Below are 16,679 nucleotides of genomic sequence, written 5' to 3'. Positions count from 1 at the left end.
AGGTTGTGTGTGATCTCGGTTGTAGGGGTGTCTGTCGAATGAAGGAAGAAGCATATGAAAAAGAAACAACTCGTACGAGACGGCTCGGTCCCAGAACGCATCTGTTGGTGCTGGTCATAGCGAGTATCTTGGCCATGATCGTTCGTGATGATATGCAGGTGCATCTACTGGTGGCACTAAGTGTAGTGTACTTGGTATGGAATCACCTGTCCAGAAAGGCGTTTCAACTGGTCGTGTTCTATTGCGTATGCATGGCTTTTGTGTTTTTCATGCCGAATGCGTTGGCGTTAGGAACAATGAAGCTCATTGTCTACACGATGGTGAGAATGATGCCAGTCATCATGATTGGCACGGTTCTGATCTATACGCCACCCGGCAGTATCATGAGTGCGTTTGAGAAGATGCATGTCCCCAAGCCGATTTTGGTAATGATTTGCATTTTGATCCGTTTTTTCCCCGTGGTCATTTTGGAAATGAAAGCGATTCGTGACGGAATCCGCGCCAGAGGGATTTTTCCGCATTGGTACAGCGTACTGAAGCATCCGGCCATGGCCTACGAATGTTTTTTTATGCCATTGGTCGTCCGTTGCCTGAAGCTGTCGTCAGAACTGGCGTCGTCTGCTGAACTCCGCGGTATCGAGTGCACAAATGCGCGGACCTCTATCTACCCGGTTGGCTTCAAGATCACAGATGGCATCGTCGTAGGAGTTTATGCGCTGATAGGCTCGGCAATTTACTGGATGGGAGGGATGATTTCGTGATTGAGCTGAACGACGTCACGTTTCATTATGGACAGGAAGATGGAGGACATGACACTGAGACCGGCGTGAAAAATATCAGCTTATCTATAAAAGCCGGACAGTGTGTCGTCCTATGTGGGCGATCGGGCTGCGGCAAGAGTACGATTATGAGGCTGGTCAATGGTCTCGCGCCGAATTTTTATGTCGGACGTCTCACGGGTGAAGTAGGCATAGGCGGCAAAAGTCCTGCGAGCATGCTGCCCGAGGAGCGGACACGGCTAATGGGCGTTGTATTTCAAGACCCCCGCAGCCAATTTTTTATGGAAACCGTCCGGGATGAGCTGGCGTTTTCCGCAGAAAACATTGGCATGGCACCAGACGAGATTCGAAGCCGGATGGAAAAACAGGCGAGCCAGCTCGGGATTTCCCACCTGCTCGATACCTCTTTACATAAGCTGTCCAGCGGGCAAAAGCAACGGGTGGCTATAGCGGCCGCATCCGTTTTGACACCACCACTTCTTTTGCTGGATGAGCCTACTGCGAATCTGGACGCTTCCTCTACGCAAAACCTGATTGAAATCTTGGGCAAGCTCAAGCAAAACGGTACCACCCTGCTAATCAGCGAGCATCGGCTAGTTCCTTTTCTACCCGTTGTCGATTTGTTTGTCTGCATGGAAAATGGCCAAATCGCACGGACGTGGACCAAGGACGAGTTCTGCCAGCTGTCTCATGATGACGTTCGTATGTACGGTTTGCGTCATCCTGACATGACGCTTCCCGAGACAACAAAGAAACGGGAGCAGCCAGAGATGTCCACGTTCATGGTGGAAGGAAGAGGGCTTAGCTATTTTTATAAAAAGAAAAACGACGGCATCACCGATATCAACATCTCGCTTCCGCAGGGGAGCGTAACAGCGTTGACGGGAGAGAACGGTACGGGCAAGACGACACTATGCAAAATTTTATGTGGTCTTCTTCGTGAGCGAAAAGGGACGATTGTCCACCAAGGTCGTAAAATTTCCGTCAGCAAAAGACGGGCTGTGAGCTATTTGGTGATGCAGGATGCGGACTACCAGCTCTACGCAGACAGCGTCGGGAACGAAATCGTGTTGGGGAAAATCTTGAATGAAGAGCTCCGCGAAAAGGCGTATGAAGCGATGGATGCTTTCGGTTTGCGTGAGCTTCGCGATCGGCATCCTGCCTCACTATCCGGTGGAGAGAAGCAGCGGGTCACGATGGCAGCCGCCTATTGCTCCGAGGCAGAACTGATCGTGCTGGATGAACCGACAAGCGGACTTGACGGCGATGGAGTGCTGAAGGTGGCCGCATGGGTGAAAAAGCTGGCCGAAGCAGGCAAAACGGTTGTCATTATCACGCATGACCAGATTCTTTCCAAGCTGGCATGTGATCAAGTGGTTGAGCTGCGGCTTACCCGGGATGTTGAGACGATTTTTGCGGAGCCAGGGCTTCGAACAACGATTGAAACTGCCAATCGTTGACAGATGAAAAAGCATGTGGTAGGATGGTCACAACTTATCAGGGACGGAGGGTTACGTGTGGCAAATTAATTTTTCGATACTTTATTCGCACAACACAATCGATGAAATAGTGAGAAAAGGCTATGTTGTGTGCATACGAATCGGAAAATGGATTGCCGCTACGGTAACCCAATTGAATCATGGGCAAATAGGAGTGAGGAAGGCAAGCAAGCGTGATGCCCCCCTCTATTTGCATGATCTGCGAAGAGAATGGAACCAATCTAGTACAATCAGATGCTGGTATCTGATGTTCATGGTTTTCGTTTCTTCTTCCTTTTTCGATGACGTAAGCACAGGCAGCCTAGCCTGTGTTTTTTTATTTTAGTTCGTTGAGGAGGAAAACTTGCAATGGCAGAACAAATCTTAAAAGTAAATGGTGTGGAAATATGCGCGGAAAGCTTTGGGAAGCCCACAGATCCGGCGATTTTGCTGATTATGGGAGCCCAGATGTCCATGCTTTGGTGGGAGGAAGAATTTTGTCAGCGAATAGCCGACGCCGGACGCTTTGTTATTCGTTTTGATAATCGGGATGTCGGACGCTCCACGACCTACGAGGTTGGCCAACCGGGTTATACGTTTGAAGATATGGCGGATGACGCTGTTCACGTCCTAGATGTATTCGGCGTACAGCAGGCGCACTTCGTTGGTATGTCAATGGGCGGAATGTTGACACAAATGATTGCATTGCGACATCCTGAAAGAGTTCGTACCATCACATTGCACGCAACGTCCAATTTTGCTCCTGGCCTACCACCAATCGATGAGAAGCTGATGGAGTTTTTCAGCAAGATGGGGGAGATCAACTGGGAGGATGAGCAGGAGGCGTTAGAGGCGGCGGTTGCGGGTTGGAAAGTTCTCAGTGGTTCCAAACATCCTTTTGACGAGCAGCGCGTTCGTGAATTGGCCCAAATCGATATCGCCAGAAGCAACCATTATGCGAGTAGAAATAACCACGCCTTTGTGACAGCCACTGAACCGTACCTGTTGCGGACAGCGGAAATCGCTGTACCAGCTCTCGTGATTCACGGTACAGAAGATTTGCTCATCCCTTTCGCGCATGCCTTACATCTTGCGAATACCATTCCTGGAGCAGTCTTGCTCACATTGGAAGGGACAGGGCATGAGCTTCCACGGGGGGATTGGGATGTCGTCATCGAAGCGATTTTGAAGCATACGCAAGAAAAGGAAGCGTAATGACACTTCCTCCTCTTCGCAGAGCGCAAGGTTAAAAACCGAAGAGGGTAACGAAAAAAAACGGAGCGGAAAACAGGAATGAACCCTGCTTTCTCTCCGTTTTTTGTAGCGGAATGGCGTATGTCCTTCTGTGGAAGGAAATAGCACGATATTTATGGAATCGTTTTCGGTTATGCTCTCGGGCTAACGAGAATTTTCACCTGGTTTTTCTCTTTCAGCAGAGCTTCAAAACCGTTCTCCATGATGTCGTCGAGCTTGATGCGCTGGGTGACCAGCTTGTCCGCCGGGAAGAAGCCCTTTTCCATCAGGCTGATGACGGCAGGAAATACGTCGCGGTAGCCAATGATGCCTGTCATGCTGCGTTCTTTCATGACGATGTGATTCGGCTTGATTGGCGCTTCTCTTTCGAAGATGCTGACGATCATGATTTGTCCAGCGATTTTGGTAGATTCGATGGCTTGCGTAAGGACAGGAGGCACGCCTGTGACTTCAAAGGCGATATCTGCGCCGCCGTTTGTCCGGTTGTGAATTTCCTGGACGACGTCGTATTCTTTCGGATCGATGACGATAGCTCCCAGCTCAACTGCCTTGCTTTTACGTTCAGGGGACAGCTCTACTGCATAAATCTCAGCTGCACCTGCTGCTTTCAGTGCTTCGATAACAAGCAAGCCGATAGGACCAGCGCCGAATACGACAGCTTTGTCACCAGCTTTCAACTGACTCGAACGAACTGCATAAAGGGCCACGGCAGATGGCTCAACAAGAGCGCCTTGCTCATAGGAGAGACTGTCTGGAATTTTGTGGACCATGTGCTCATCGCAAGCCACATATTCCGAAAAGCCGCCACCACCACCGGCCAAACCGAGGAAGCCCATTTTTTCACAAAGATTGTATTTGCCTTGTCCGCAGGCAGCGCATGTTCCGCATGCGAAAACTGGCTCGACAACGACGCGATCGCCAACCTTGATGGTGTTCACGCCTTCGCCGATTTCCACTACTTGTCCGGAAAATTCATGCCCCATTACGATCGGGGCTTTTTCGCCTGTAAGTGGATGTTCAGCTCCCTGTGGGATGAAGATCGGGCCAGCCACGTATTCGTGCAAGTCGCTTCCGCAAATCCCGCACCACTCGACTCTGATTTTCACTTTACCTTTGGTTGCAACCGGTTCTGAAATGGTTTCCAAACGGAGGTCTTTCAGACCGTGCCAACGTAATGCTTTCATATCTGCCATCTCCTCGTTCGATTTGGATTCTATATGAAGTTCAGCAAGTAAAATAGGAAACGTTTCCGAAAAATAATATGTCATAAGTTTGGCATCTTGTCAATTTGATTCGGTAGGCGGGGTGTGCAATTGGCAGAGGTGAGGATGTTGATTCTAGCTAGGTTGAGAGGATATATAGGTGTTGTGCAACAGGTGCGGAGTTGCCTGCCATGTTTTGCTCACGCCTCGTTACCATAGGTTTTGTGTATGCTATAATAGCGGTAAGAAAAAATATTTTAGCTCGGAAACATAGAAAACGATTCCAATATGGAAAGGAAAGCAAGGCGTTGGACAAAAAAAATAAAGTGACAATAGAAGACGTAGCCAAGAAGGCAGGCGTAGGAATCGCAACGGTATCGAGGGCCATCAATGACAGCGGGGGAATCAGTCCGAAGACGAAAGCGTTGATTCTGGACGTGATTGACGAGCTGGGCTTTATTCCAAACACTTCCGCGCAAAGTCTAAAGGTGCGCCAAACCTATCAAATCGCACTGGCTGTCCCTGACATTCGCAATGCGATCATTCCGGATATCGCCTGGTCGGTCGAGCAAGCGGCCAAGCAGCATGGCTATCGCGTCGTACAAATTAATACAGCGGGAAATGCCCGAATGGAGCTTGAGACTGTACGTGAGGTCAAAAAGCTGCACGTAGACGGGCTGATTATCATGCCGCTCGCCTATCCGAAAACGTTGGTCCAGATGATTAACAAAGCGAGTGTTCCGGTTTCGATTATTAACTACGGAAAAAAGCTCGAAGACAATGTGAGAGCAGATGTGGTCAGCATGGCCCGTCAAGAAGGTCGGCTCGTCATGGAGCATTTGATCAAAATTGGCCGTACGCGAATTGCTTACGCAGGTGCGCCGAAGGACAAAATCGAGGAGCGGTATTTTGCCTATGAGGCGTCACTTCAGCACATCGATCCTTCGCTGGTGTACTTTGGTGAGGACTTCTCGTTTGAGACGGGCCTTCGTGCTGCTGATTACTTTTTTAGCCTGAAAAACATGCCGGACGCTATCTATGCGGTCAATGACATGGTGGCAATCGGGATCGTGAATCGGTTCAAAGAGCTCGGAGTCCGCGTACCAGAAGATGTCGCGGTCGTGGGCATTGACAACAATGTGTGGACGACGATTACGACCCCGCAAATCAGCTCTGTTTCGATTATGGGGGAAGAGGTGGCACGGCTGGCGACTGAGCTTTTACTGAAACGGATTCGTGAGCAGGGGGCAGGAGCGTACGAACGCGTGCAGTTCGAGCCGCGGCTGATTGTCAGGGAGTCCAGTGTAGCGGTTATCCGTAAATCCTCATTGGATACGTAGAGCATTTTCAGATGAAAAGCCGAGTGAAAGACAGGTGATCGGTGATGATACCTGACGTTTACTCGGCTTTGGCTTTAAGGCAATATGGCAAACGAACGAACAGGAAACCCGGAGGCTTTTTCAGGCTTTGGTGTAATGTTTACGATGACAGCACCTTTTGCCGGGAGCTTATCGAGATTTTTGAGCAGCTCTACTTGATAGGTGTCTTGATCGAGGACGAAATATTCACCCAAAAGTGCTCCGTTTTTCCGGTAATCGATCGTCGCATCCGTATCGAAGGTTTCGTGACCGACTGCTTTGATTTGTCTTTCCTCGAACAAAAATTTCAAAGCCTCCAAGGACCAGCCAGGAGCGTGATTGTTGCCATCTGCATCCTTATTGTTGAAGGCCTCCACATCTGGCCAGCGCTTGCTCCAATCTGTACGCAAGGCGACGAAGGAGCCGCTCTCAATTTGACCATGCTCGGTTTCAAAATGCAAAATGTCTTCCACGGATAGCGAATAGTCGTTGTTGGCTTCAGCTTCTTTTGATTTGTCGATGACGACGAGCGGCAATACGAGTTCCTTCAGCTCGATCTCGTCCAAGTAACGCTTGTTGCGCACAAAGTGAATCGGTGCATCCAAGTGGGTACCGTACTGTCCAGGAAAAGAGAAGCGCTGGGCAAAGAAGCCGTCGTCATGTGTGAACAGCGTTTGGAATTCGGCGGCGTCAAATGCGTGGAAGTGCGGGGACTCCGGACCGAATGTGTGCGTGAGATCTACCCATTCTTTTTGTTTTAACAGGGTAATTGCTTGAATTAAATCGTTTGCCATGTGCCCACCTCGTTACTATTTTTAGAATTTTCGCGCTTGTGCAACCAAGTTTATCCAATACTTTATCGCTTCTAATTCCGAGTGTCAATATCGCAATAATATGAATGAATGGTTTAAAAAAATAGCAATCGGGAAGAAGCGTTCGAGCATGATTCTGCTATTCTTAAAAGGAGAAGAATGAGTATCATCCAAACAAAACGCGAAGGAGAAATTCCCATGACAAAAGAGCTTTGGATCAATTTGCCTGTCAAGGATCTCGAAAAGTCCAAATCGTTTTTTGCCGCACTCGGATTCTCTTTTCATCCCCGCCATGAGAATAGCAAAGATGTAGCGGGCCTATTGATTGGTGAAAAAAACCTCTTGGTGATGCTTTTCCCAGAAGCTGCCTTTCAATCGTTTACACAAAATGAGCTGGCAGATACGAAGCGCGGAACGGAAGTGTTGTTTTCGATCGATGCCGAGAGCAGGGAAGCAGTGGATGAATTGGTGAATCGGGTGAAAGAGGCTGGGGGCATTGTTTTCAGTGAGCCGCGGGAGCATGGTCCGGGGATGTACGGGGCGGGATTCGCTGATTTGGATGGTCATCGGTGGAATGTACTGTATATGGATAGGAGACAGATATCGACAGAATAGAGAATCGTGCCCCTGAGAAATCAGGGGTTTTTGCATGAACAAGCAAAAAATTCATGTTCTATTAAGGTTGTATAGAAATGCGATTAAGATTGGTCGTTTACTCTTATATAGAAGGAAATAAGGGTAAAGGAGAGGAGCAATCTTATGAAAATGTTTTCGAAGTTACAGACATTAATGGCGACTGCACTTGTATTTACTATGAGCGTCAGCCTTGGAAGCGGAGTTGTTTCTCCACCAAAAGTGTTCGCATCTTCTGTATCTGGGCCGGATGATCCGAGAGAGGTAGAGCAATTTGCTGATGAATTTTTTAACCGATCCGAAATTAAGAACAACATGGCAGGAGCTGCGTTTGTAGTTGTAAAAGGAGACAAGGTCCTTTTTAAAAAAGGGTATGGATATGCGGATGTAGAGAAGAAGATTCCGGTCGATCCTGATCGCACCGTATTCCGTGTAGCGTCAGTAACCAAGGTTATTACAGCTACAGCCGTTATGCAATTGGCGGAGCAAGGAAAAATAGATTTGAACAAAGATGTATCCGCATATATGGGGGGTGCCCGGATTCCGAATAAGACAGGCACTCCTCTTACAATGAAACATCTGTTAACGAACTCCACTGGATTTGACTTTGGAGACACTTCTGACGGTTCAACAACCGACTTGAAACGGGAGGTTTCTTTAAAGAAATTCGTTATGGACAATCTCCCAAATGTCATTCGCAAGCCAGGAGAGTTTTACAGATATGACAACCTCGGCTTCACCATTCAAGGTTATGTTGTAGAACAAGTAGCAGGAAAACCATTTGGTGAATACGTGCAGGAACGCATCTTTAAGCCACTTGGCATGGAAAATAGTGATTTTCGACTTACACCCTCAATAGTCAAAGAGTTGGCTGTACCTTATAATCTTATCGGACAGCCGATCCCGACTTATGCAATGGTACCAACTGAGCTTCCTGATGGTGGAATGCTCTCAACTGGTTCTGATATGGCTAAATTCATGATTGCTCATCTCAATAAAGGAAAGCTTGGGAATGCGACGATTATGGAAGAAGAAACGGCAGCAGAAATGCACAGACCTCATCTTTCCGTGCATCCAAAGCTGAATAACATGGCCCTTGGTTTCGAATATGCCAACCAGCAAAATTACAATGGACAATATGTTATTGAAAAAGGAGGAGATTTACAAGGATACCATACCGGGATGTGGTTGATCCCGGAAGAAAAAGTGGGAGTATTTGTTACAGTCAATAAGGACTTCGAAATTCGTCTGCCTTTGATTAAAGCGTTTATGGATCATTACTACCCGAAAAATGAGCAGAAAAAAGGGATTGAGTTAGCGAAACAAGAACTCACGAAGTTTGAAGGGACATACAGCGATTTGCGAAACCGGATGTGGACGACTCGTATACGTGCTGAAGGCGGCAAACTCATTGTAAAAGACTCGCTGGGAGAACATGTCCTATATGAGGTGGAGCCACTCTTATTCCAGGATGAACAAGGTAGTAAAGCTGCTTTTAAGCTGAACGATCACGGAGATGTGCGGGCTTTCTATTACGAGTTAAAATCAGATAGTTGGGCAGAAAAAATGCCTGAGCCGCAACGTTATCAGGATGTGGAAAATGACCATCCATATGCGTCCTATATTTATCACCTGAGGCAGATCGGTGTCTTTGCTGATATGGAAGGAGACAATCGCTTTTCGCCCGAACAACAGATAACAAAAGGAGAGTTTGTTGGCTGGTTCATCAAGTGGAGTGGTATTGCCCCATCAAAGCATAAACCGATTTACACGGATCTTTCAGGTAACAAGTATGCGCGGGAAATTCAAGCAGCTTACGAGTTAGGTTTACTAAAAGCATCTGCGGATGGCAAATTTTATCCGAACGAGCCATTGACGCGTCAAGAAGCAGCAACCATCGTATGGCGCATGGCATTTGGCTATCTTCATGGAGAGCCGAAAAAAGCCAAGCTGAGTGGTAGGACAGATGCTTGGGCTTTAGAGGGAGTCCATTTCGTAGTGGCAAAAGGATTATACGGACCAGAAGTGGTGAAAGGCAGAGATGGTAGTGTCGATTATAAATCAGAGCAGCTGATGGTAAGGAAAGAAGCGGCTGCGTTACTATCTCGGTTCGCAGACCAATTATTTTAGTGTACAACAAGCCGTGACTTCTTGTTTGTGCTTCGTTGCGACATGAGGCGATGGAGGGAAATACAATCAAAACGATACTGATCATCGACGATGAAGCACAAATTCGTGAACTACTCAGTATTTATTTGAAAAATTACGGGTTTGCTACTTATGAAGCAGGTAATGGGGTTGATGCGCTGGCTGTATTCTCAAGCGTGCAAATCGATCTGGTTATTGCTGATATTATGATGCCGAAAATGGATGGATATGAGTTATTAAAAAAGATGCGACATATTTCCGAAGTTCCGTTTTTGTTCCTGTCCGCGAAATCGGACGATATGGATAAAATTATTGGACTTCAGCTTGGCGCTGACGACTATGTGGGGAAGCCCTTTAACCCCATAGAAGTCGTCAGCAGAGTTCAAGCGTTATTCAGAAGAATGGATGTATTTTCCAAAGGTGAAAAGCAGAACCATGAGATCATACAAGTTGGCGATGTCATGCTCGATTTGATGAGCTGTAAGCTGTACAAAAATGGACAGCAGAAAGAAGTGACATCGTACGAGTTCAAGATTTTGTCTTTACTGATGAAGCATGCAGGGAGAGTTTTTACAAAAGCGTCCATTTACGAGCATGTTTGGGGACAGGAGTACATTGGGGATGAAAACCTAATCATGGTCTATATCAGCAAACTCAGGGAGAAGATTGAAGATAACCCGAGAAAGCCGACTTATCTTATTACGATCAGGGGGTTAGGCTACCGTTTTGAAAAAAAATGAGAGCATCCCCGACAAGCGGCCGTTAAAACAACTGTTTTTTCGACACTATGTTGTGATAAGCGGTTTGTTCCTATTTGTGATTATGATTGCTCTTTTGGGGACAGACCTGTTGATGGACAACTATTTTGATAAATCGCCTGATTTGACCCGAGTGGACGGCAGTAAAATATACCAGTACCCTTTTGAAAAGATGGATGGTCGGTTGTTAGACGAGTACGGCGGCTGGTTCGAGATCGTGGATGAATCGGGGACAGTCATCTATGTAAAAGGCAACAAGGAAGACAATATCATGACATATAGCGATGGGATGCTGTACGCTAAAGTGGACATACTGCGAAATGATGATTCAATTTTCTACCATGCCTATCGAGTGCAAGGGCCAGAGGGTGAAAACTATGTTCTGTTATGGAAAATTCCTCAGCGGTTGGAAAATATATCATTGGCGCTTGGAATCTTAATAGCGTTGTTTGTCATTCTGTTGTTCATCGCCCTTTATTTCTACACTCGGTACTCCGTCTTGCAGATGAAGAAGCCTCTCCGGCAAATTGTAGAGGGCATTAAAGAAATGGAAGGCTTCAATTATCAGAAGAGGCTTACATTTTCGGCTGAAATGGAATTTGCAGAAATCCGGGAAGCGTTTAACGGAATGGCAGAACGACTACAGCAGACCTCGGCAGAGAAAGAAGCGGTAGCGAACAACAAAAGAAACATGCTGCTGCATTTGTCTCATGATCTGAAAACGCCGATTACCTCCGTATTCGGTTATTCTCAGTTGTTGCTGGATAGGCCGGAGCTAGAAGAAGAGCAAAGGCGTCAGTATGTTCAATATATTAACGACAAATCGTCTTATATGGCCCATTTGATTCAAAATTTGTTCGAGCTGGCAAAGCTGGAAGACCAGCAGGTAAGACTGGATCAAGAAAAGGTGAATATTAGTAAGTGGTTTATGCAGCTTGTTGCAGAATTTTATCCGGAGATAGAAGATAGGGGATTTCAGCTGGATGTGAAAATTCCAGAGGAGCCGCTGTTTGTCATGTTCGACAAAATGCATATGAACCGCGTTATTACGAATTTGATCGGTAACTCACTAAAACATAATCCTCCGGGAACGCAGCTATTCGTTTCATGCGAGAAAATAGAGGCCGGCGTTGTTCTGTGGTTAGGTGATAACGGTACAGGTGTTCAAGAGGATGTGAGGGAACACATTTTTGAAGAGTTCATAAAAGGGAGTAATCCTGTGAAAGATAGCACCGGACTCGGTCTAGCCATTTGTAAAAAAATTATAACGTTACATCAGGGGACCATTCATTTGGAAAGAGATCAACGGTATACGACTCTATTTAAAATAACTTTGCCTCTTGAATGAACGGTACTGTCCGGGAATGTATGGGGCAGGCTTCGCTGATTTGGATGGTCATCGCTGGAATGATGTCAGAAAGAGATGCAAATGGTATGCTGGAGGGGCAGGATTGGAGAAGGGGATGGTGTTATGAAAAGGACACGCAAAATCACCTCCTAAAATCATGATGTTTTCGATTTTAGGAGGGATATCCAATGAAATTTCAGCGAATCGATCTAGATAATTGGAGCAGAAGGTCTTATTTCGAGCATTATCTGAACCGAGTGAATTGCACCTTTAGTATGACGGCCAACATTGATATATCGGAATTGCTTCCTGCCCTACGGCAAAAGGGGATGAAGCTGTACCCGGCTTTTCTGTATATGGTGACGAACGTTGTCAATGCGCATCGCGAATTTCGAACTTCCTTCCATACGGATGGCGAGTTGGGCTATTGGGAGAGCATGATACCCAGCTATACTTTTTTTCACCAGGACGATCAAACTTTTTCTACGATGTGGACGGAATTCGCTGACGAGTTCCCTGTGTTTTATCAAAATTACGTAGCGGATATGAAAAGGTACGGGGACAACAAAGGTCTTGTAGCGAAAGAACCGGAACCGCCCTATACTTTCCCGGTCTCGTGTATTCCCTGGGTTAGCTTCAGTGGATTTAATCTGAATATTTCGGGAGATGGGCGGTATTTGCTGCCAATCATTACAAGTGGAAGGTATTTCGAGCAAGGGGGCAAAATGTTGCTGCCAGTTTCTTTGCAAGTCCATCACGCGGTTTGTGATGGATATCACGCCAGTTTGTTCATCAATGATTTGCAAAAATGGGCAACAAATTACAAGGAATGGTTAGGTGTTGAGTGAATTGGCTCGTTTGGTATGCTTCTCCTTCCAAATCTCTTCCAATCATTTATAATAACGGTAGGAAAACTGGGAGGAGAAGGAATGAACAAAGAAATGGTAGGGAAAATCTTCGGCTGTATTGTTTTGGGTGCGATCATCACGGTGATCGGAGTCGTGGCGATGGTGATGACTGCTCTGAACGCCCAGGGAAGAGTTTATTGCCTTCTCGTCGCTGTCACGACGTTTGTTTTTATCATCTACATAATCGGCCAAATGTTCGCCCCGCAAAAGAGTCGGTTATGGAACCGAGCCCTTTTTGTCTATTTTCTCTTTTGTACGCTGCCAGTTGCAGGATATGAGATCAGCAGCTATTACCATAACAGCATTCCTGTGGTCAGTGAGGCGGAGGTCGATCTGAAACAGTATAAACCATTTAGTACAGACTCCAAAATTCAAAAGCTTGATCGACCAGCGACACTGTCGTTACAATCTGATTTGCCCAAAATAGATGGGGCGACCGCCTTGTATCCTCTTTACGCCTCTTTTGTGCAGGCTGTTTATCCCGAGAAGGATTACGACCTTTACGACAGCGAAGTCATGGTAAGCAAGACGCCAAAAGCGTACGAAAACTTACTGGATGGCAAAGTCGATGTCATCTTTGCGGCAGCTCCTTCCGAGGAACAGCTTCTGGCAGCAAAAGAAAAAGGCCTAGAGCTGAAGCTGACGCCAATCGGAAGGGAAGCCTTTGTCTTTTTTGTCCATGCAGAGAATCCTGTTCAGGGACTCACTACCAAGCAGATTCAGGACATTTATGCGGGAGACATCATTTCCTGGGATGAAGTCGGTGGCAGCTATGAGATCATTCGTGCCTTTCAGCGTCCACAAAATAGCGGGAGTCAGACGATGCTGCAGAAGATCATGGGAGATAAAGAGCTCATGACCGCGCCACAAGAAGATGTGGTAACAGGAATGGGTGGAATCATCGAGCAAGCAGCCAACTACAAAAATTATTCGAATGCCATCGGTTACTCGTTCTTGTTTTATGCCACGGAGATGGTGCGAAACGGAAACATTCGTCTGCTCGCGATTGATGGGGTAACGCCTAATAAGGAAACGATAAAAAACAGAGCGTATCCGTTTGCAGCGGAGTTTTACGCAGTAACAGCCGGGACGGACAATCCGAATGTAGAGAAGCTGATCGAATGGATTTTATCTCCGCAAGGACAAGAATTAGTAGAAAAAACGGGCTATATTCCGGTGAAATAATAATTAGCATGCAAAGAAGACCCTTGGGCAATTGACCCGAGGGTTTCTTCTTCGCTCTCTCTTTGTCGCTGGTTCATATTGACAGAAAAATCTAAGACTGTTATAAAAATAGTGAATAGCACTCGCGAGGTGAGAGTGCTAACATAAAAAAAGGAATACATAAGAAGTCCGGAAAGGTGGGTATTTCATGGAAAAAAAGCAGTTTCAAGCAGAATCTACACGCCTCTTGGAAATGATGATCCATTCTATTTACACACAAAAGGAAATCTTTTTGCGCGAGTTGATCTCCAATTCGAGTGACGCGATTGACAAAATTTACTACAAGTCGCTCGTCGATGATCAATTGGTGTTCGATAAAGAGAACTATTACATCAAAGTAACGGTTAACAAAGACACCAGAACTTTGACTCTGACAGATACGGGAATCGGCATGACGCAGGATGAGCTGGAAAATAATCTGGGTGTCATTGCGAAGAGCGGGTCTTTGGCGTTCAAAAAAGAAAACGACGCGAAGGATGGCTACAACATCATCGGTCAATTCGGCGTAGGTTTCTACTCCGCTTTCATGGTTGCCGACAAGGTTACGGTCATCAGTAAAGCACTGGGCAGCGACACTGGGTACAAATGGGAGTCCAGTGGTGCAGATGGCTACACGATCGAGCCTTATCACAAAGATTCTGTCGGGACTGAAATCATTCTCGAAATCAAGGAAAATACAGAAGAAGAGAACTACGACGAGTTTTTGGAGGAGTACCGTTTAAAAGCGATTATCAAAAAGTACTCGGACTTCATTCGTTACCCGATCAAAATGGACGTTACGCAGCATAAGCCAAAAGAGGGCAGCGAAAACGAGTACGAACAAGTGACGGAAGAACAAACCGTGAACAGCATGGTTCCGATTTGGCGTAAAAATAAAAGCGAGCTGACAACTGAGGATTACGAGCAGTTTTATGCGAGCAAGCATTACGGCTTCGACAAGCCTCTGGCGCACATCCATATCAATGCTGATGGAGCCGTTGTTTATCAGGCGATTTTGTATATCCCGGAGAGCATGCCGTTTGATTACTACTCGAAGGAATACGAAAAAGGTCTGGAGCTGTATGCGAACGGTGTACTGATCATGAACAAATGCGCGGACCTGCTTCCAGACTACTTCAGCTTTGTCAAAGGGATGGTTGACTCCGAGAGCCTGTCTCTCAACATTTCCCGTGAGATGCTCCAGCATGACCGCCAATTGAAGCTGATTGCAAAAAACATCACGAGCAAAATCAAAAGCCAGCTGCAAAGCATGCTGAAAACAGAGCGGGAGAAATACGAGCTGTTCTACAAGTCATTTGGCAGACAGCTGAAATACGGCATGTACAGCGACTACGGAAGGCATAAAGAAACGCTGCAAGACCTGTTGATGTTCTACTCTTCCAAAGAGAAAAAGCTGGTGACGCTAGAAGAGTACGTAGAGAGAATGCCAGAAGACCAAAAGTACATCTACTACGCATCTGGCGAGTCGATCGATCGAATCGAAAAGCTGCCGCAAACAGAGCTCGTATCCGAGAAAGGCTACGAAATCCTGTACTTCACAGATGACGTCGATGAGTTCGCGATCAAAATGATGATGAACTACAAGGAAAAAGAATTCAAATCGGTATCAAGCGGCGATTTGGGGATCGAACCGGGCGAAGAGGAAAAAGCAGCAGAAGCCGAAAACGAAAACAACAAAGAGCTGTTCGACTATATGGCATCGCTGCTCGAAGGAAAAGTCAAAGCCGTAAAAGCCTCCAAACGCTTGAAGTCACACCCTGTCTGCCTGTCGACAGAGGGTGAAGTAACGATCGAAATGGAAAAAATCCTGAATGCGATGCCGAACAATCCGAATGTGAAGGCAGACAAGGTGCTGGAGATCAATGTGAACCATGCGGTGTTCCAGTCGTTGAAGGGTGCATTTGACACAGACAAGGAAAAGGTCAATTTGTATACGGCCCTCCTGTACAATCAGGCTCTCTTGATCGAAGGCTTGCCGATTCAAGACCCGGTAGAGTTTACGAACGACATTTGCAAAGTGATGGTGTAAGGCAAAACAAGGGGATGCGATTTACGCATCCTCTTTTTCTCGTATTGATTTTCCCGTTGCAAGGGACTTATGATGGAAGGCAAGGATATACATAGAGAGAGGAGAGTTGAACCTATGTGGAATCCGTTGGAAGTAAAAAATCTCATCACCAGCGCAGAAGAACTAAAAAGCCTGGTAGGAGAACCGCATGAGGCGGTTGTGAAAAAAAGCATCGCGCAGGTTGAGTCACATGTAATTCATTACGTGTCCTTGTCGCCGTTGTTTTTCTTGTCTACAGCAGATGCTTCAGGCAGATGTGACGTTTCCCCGCGGGGCGACGAGCCAGGCTTCGTTAAAGTGCTGGATGATCACCATATTATTTTTCCAGAGCGAATGGGAAACAGACGGGTCGACTCTTTGTTGAATATCATCACCAATCCGCATGTAGGTATGATTTTCCTGATTCCTGGTCTGGAAGAAGTGTTGAGAATCAACGGATCAGCTCGCATTACGAAAGATGCAGAGCTGCTCGCCGCACAAGGATGGAAGGGCAAAACAAGCGGCATGGGCGTGATTGTGAAGGTAGAGGAATGCTTCCTCCATTGCCCGCGCGCATTTAAACAAGCAGGCTTGTGGAAAACGGATTCATGGCCAGAAAAAGAGGCAATGCCTTCGATGCTGGAAATGTTTCGCGCCCATTTGAAAATAAATGGCGTTACGTGGAATGAAAAAGAATAAGAAAGAAAAAACCTTGAATGAGCTTTACAAC

At 46.5% G+C, this 16,679-nt stretch carries 14 protein-coding genes; 12 read left to right on the top strand and 2 right to left on the bottom strand.

Annotated elements, in window-relative coordinates; genetic code table 11:
• Positions 1–38 precede the first annotated feature (38 nt).
• The 3 genes from C7R94_RS22215 to mleBRB all read left to right on the top strand — a co-directional run bounded on the left by C7R94_RS22215 (position 39) and on the right by mleBRB (position 3,472).
• Positions 39–761, top strand: a complete 723-nt coding sequence (locus C7R94_RS22215; protein WP_106784801.1) for an energy-coupling factor transporter transmembrane component T — start codon at positions 39–41, stop codon at positions 759–761.
• Positions 758–2,239, top strand: a complete 1,482-nt coding sequence (locus C7R94_RS22210) for an ABC transporter ATP-binding protein (protein WP_106784798.1) — start codon at positions 758–760, stop codon at positions 2,237–2,239. Before C7R94_RS22215 ends, C7R94_RS22210 begins: the two co-directional genes overlap by 4 nt.
• Positions 2,240–2,626: 387 nt before the next feature.
• Entirely contained in the window at positions 2,627–3,472 is an 846-nt protein-coding gene (gene mleBRB, locus C7R94_RS22205; protein ID WP_106784795.1) for a BRB family alpha/beta fold macrolide esterase, read from the top strand.
• Between the two features lie 170 nt (positions 3,473–3,642).
• On the opposite strand, the gene C7R94_RS22200 is transcribed toward mleBRB, so the two are convergent.
• Positions 3,643–4,695, bottom strand: coding sequence for a 2,3-butanediol dehydrogenase (locus tag C7R94_RS22200; protein ID WP_106784792.1), 1,053 nt, complete (start codon positions 4,693–4,695; stop codon positions 3,643–3,645).
• 326 nt (positions 4,696–5,021) lie between these two features.
• Here C7R94_RS22200 and C7R94_RS22195 point away from each other — a divergent pair, with 326 nt between their 5' ends.
• Positions 5,022–6,053, top strand: a complete 1,032-nt coding sequence (locus C7R94_RS22195; RefSeq protein ID WP_106784790.1) for a LacI family DNA-binding transcriptional regulator — start codon at positions 5,022–5,024, stop codon at positions 6,051–6,053.
• A 74-nt stretch (positions 6,054–6,127) separates the two neighbouring features.
• On the opposite strand, the gene C7R94_RS22190 is transcribed toward C7R94_RS22195, so the two are convergent.
• Positions 6,128–6,865 (bottom strand): cyclase family protein, encoded by a 738-nt coding sequence (locus C7R94_RS22190; RefSeq protein ID WP_047070713.1) that lies wholly within the window; start codon positions 6,863–6,865, stop codon positions 6,128–6,130.
• A gap of 216 nt (positions 6,866–7,081) precedes the next feature.
• Here C7R94_RS22190 and C7R94_RS22185 point away from each other — a divergent pair, with 216 nt between their 5' ends.
• From C7R94_RS22185 to C7R94_RS22150, 8 genes are all read left to right on the top strand, one after another.
• The gene (locus C7R94_RS22185) at positions 7,082–7,498 is read left to right on the top strand and encodes a VOC family protein (RefSeq protein ID WP_106784892.1); all 417 of its coding nucleotides are present in this window, start codon (positions 7,082–7,084) and stop codon (positions 7,496–7,498) included.
• A gap of 144 nt (positions 7,499–7,642) precedes the next feature.
• The gene (locus C7R94_RS22180) at positions 7,643–9,646 is read left to right on the top strand and encodes a serine hydrolase domain-containing protein (protein WP_106784788.1); all 2,004 of its coding nucleotides are present in this window, start codon (positions 7,643–7,645) and stop codon (positions 9,644–9,646) included.
• A gap of 50 nt (positions 9,647–9,696) precedes the next feature.
• Positions 9,697–10,404, top strand: coding sequence for a response regulator transcription factor (locus tag C7R94_RS22175; protein WP_197241963.1), 708 nt, complete (start codon positions 9,697–9,699; stop codon positions 10,402–10,404).
• Positions 10,391–11,770, top strand: coding sequence for a HAMP domain-containing sensor histidine kinase (locus C7R94_RS22170; protein ID WP_106784782.1), 1,380 nt, complete (start codon positions 10,391–10,393; stop codon positions 11,768–11,770). The genes C7R94_RS22175 and C7R94_RS22170 overlap by 14 nt, the downstream gene beginning before the upstream one ends.
• Positions 11,771–11,958: 188 nt before the next feature.
• Entirely contained in the window at positions 11,959–12,618 is a 660-nt protein-coding gene (gene catA / locus C7R94_RS22165; protein ID WP_106784779.1) for a type A chloramphenicol O-acetyltransferase, read from the top strand.
• Positions 12,619–12,699: 81 nt separating this feature from the next.
• Positions 12,700–13,863, top strand: coding sequence for a PstS family phosphate ABC transporter substrate-binding protein (locus tag C7R94_RS22160; protein WP_106784777.1), 1,164 nt, complete (start codon positions 12,700–12,702; stop codon positions 13,861–13,863).
• A 187-nt stretch (positions 13,864–14,050) separates the two neighbouring features.
• Positions 14,051–15,931, top strand: coding sequence for a molecular chaperone HtpG (gene htpG, locus C7R94_RS22155; RefSeq protein WP_106784775.1), 1,881 nt, complete (start codon positions 14,051–14,053; stop codon positions 15,929–15,931).
• A gap of 114 nt (positions 15,932–16,045) precedes the next feature.
• A complete protein-coding gene (locus tag C7R94_RS22150) occupies positions 16,046–16,648 on the top strand; it encodes an MSMEG_1061 family FMN-dependent PPOX-type flavoprotein (RefSeq protein ID WP_106784773.1) in 603 nt (200 codons plus the stop codon).
• The last annotated feature ends 31 nt before the right edge of the window (positions 16,649–16,679 follow it).

This window comes from Brevibacillus sp. NRRL NRS-603 (assembly GCF_003013445.1).
GTDB lineage: Bacteria > Bacillota > Bacilli > Brevibacillales > Brevibacillaceae > Brevibacillus > Brevibacillus formosus.
The sequence above is the reverse complement of the archived record's forward strand: the minus strand, read 5'-3'. Positions and strand labels throughout refer to the sequence as shown.

What these genes read in the sequence shown, in the direction of transcription:
- catA (WP_106784779.1), top strand. Translation starts at nt 11,959, where the DNA reads ATGAAATTTCAGCGAATCGATCTAGATAATTGGAGCAGAAGGTCTTAT.
- C7R94_RS22175 (WP_197241963.1), top strand. Translation starts at nt 9,697, where the DNA reads ATGGAGGGAAATACAATCAAAACGATACTGATCATCGACGATGAAGCA.
- htpG (WP_106784775.1), top strand. Translation starts at nt 14,051, where the DNA reads ATGGAAAAAAAGCAGTTTCAAGCAGAATCTACACGCCTCTTGGAAATG.
- C7R94_RS22160 (WP_106784777.1), top strand. Translation starts at nt 12,700, where the DNA reads ATGAACAAAGAAATGGTAGGGAAAATCTTCGGCTGTATTGTTTTGGGT.
- C7R94_RS22185 (WP_106784892.1), top strand. Translation starts at nt 7,082, where the DNA reads ATGACAAAAGAGCTTTGGATCAATTTGCCTGTCAAGGATCTCGAAAAG.
- C7R94_RS22150 (WP_106784773.1), top strand. Translation starts at nt 16,046, where the DNA reads ATGTGGAATCCGTTGGAAGTAAAAAATCTCATCACCAGCGCAGAAGAA.
- C7R94_RS22215 (WP_106784801.1), top strand. Translation starts at nt 39, where the DNA reads ATGAAGGAAGAAGCATATGAAAAAGAAACAACTCGTACGAGACGGCTC.
- C7R94_RS22190 (WP_047070713.1), bottom strand. Translation starts at nt 6,865, where the DNA reads ATGGCAAACGATTTAATTCAAGCAATTACCCTGTTAAAACAAAAAGAA.
- C7R94_RS22180 (WP_106784788.1), top strand. Translation starts at nt 7,643, where the DNA reads ATGAAAATGTTTTCGAAGTTACAGACATTAATGGCGACTGCACTTGTA.
- C7R94_RS22200 (WP_106784792.1), bottom strand. Translation starts at nt 4,695, where the DNA reads ATGAAAGCATTACGTTGGCACGGTCTGAAAGACCTCCGTTTGGAAACC.
- mleBRB (WP_106784795.1), top strand. Translation starts at nt 2,627, where the DNA reads ATGGCAGAACAAATCTTAAAAGTAAATGGTGTGGAAATATGCGCGGAA.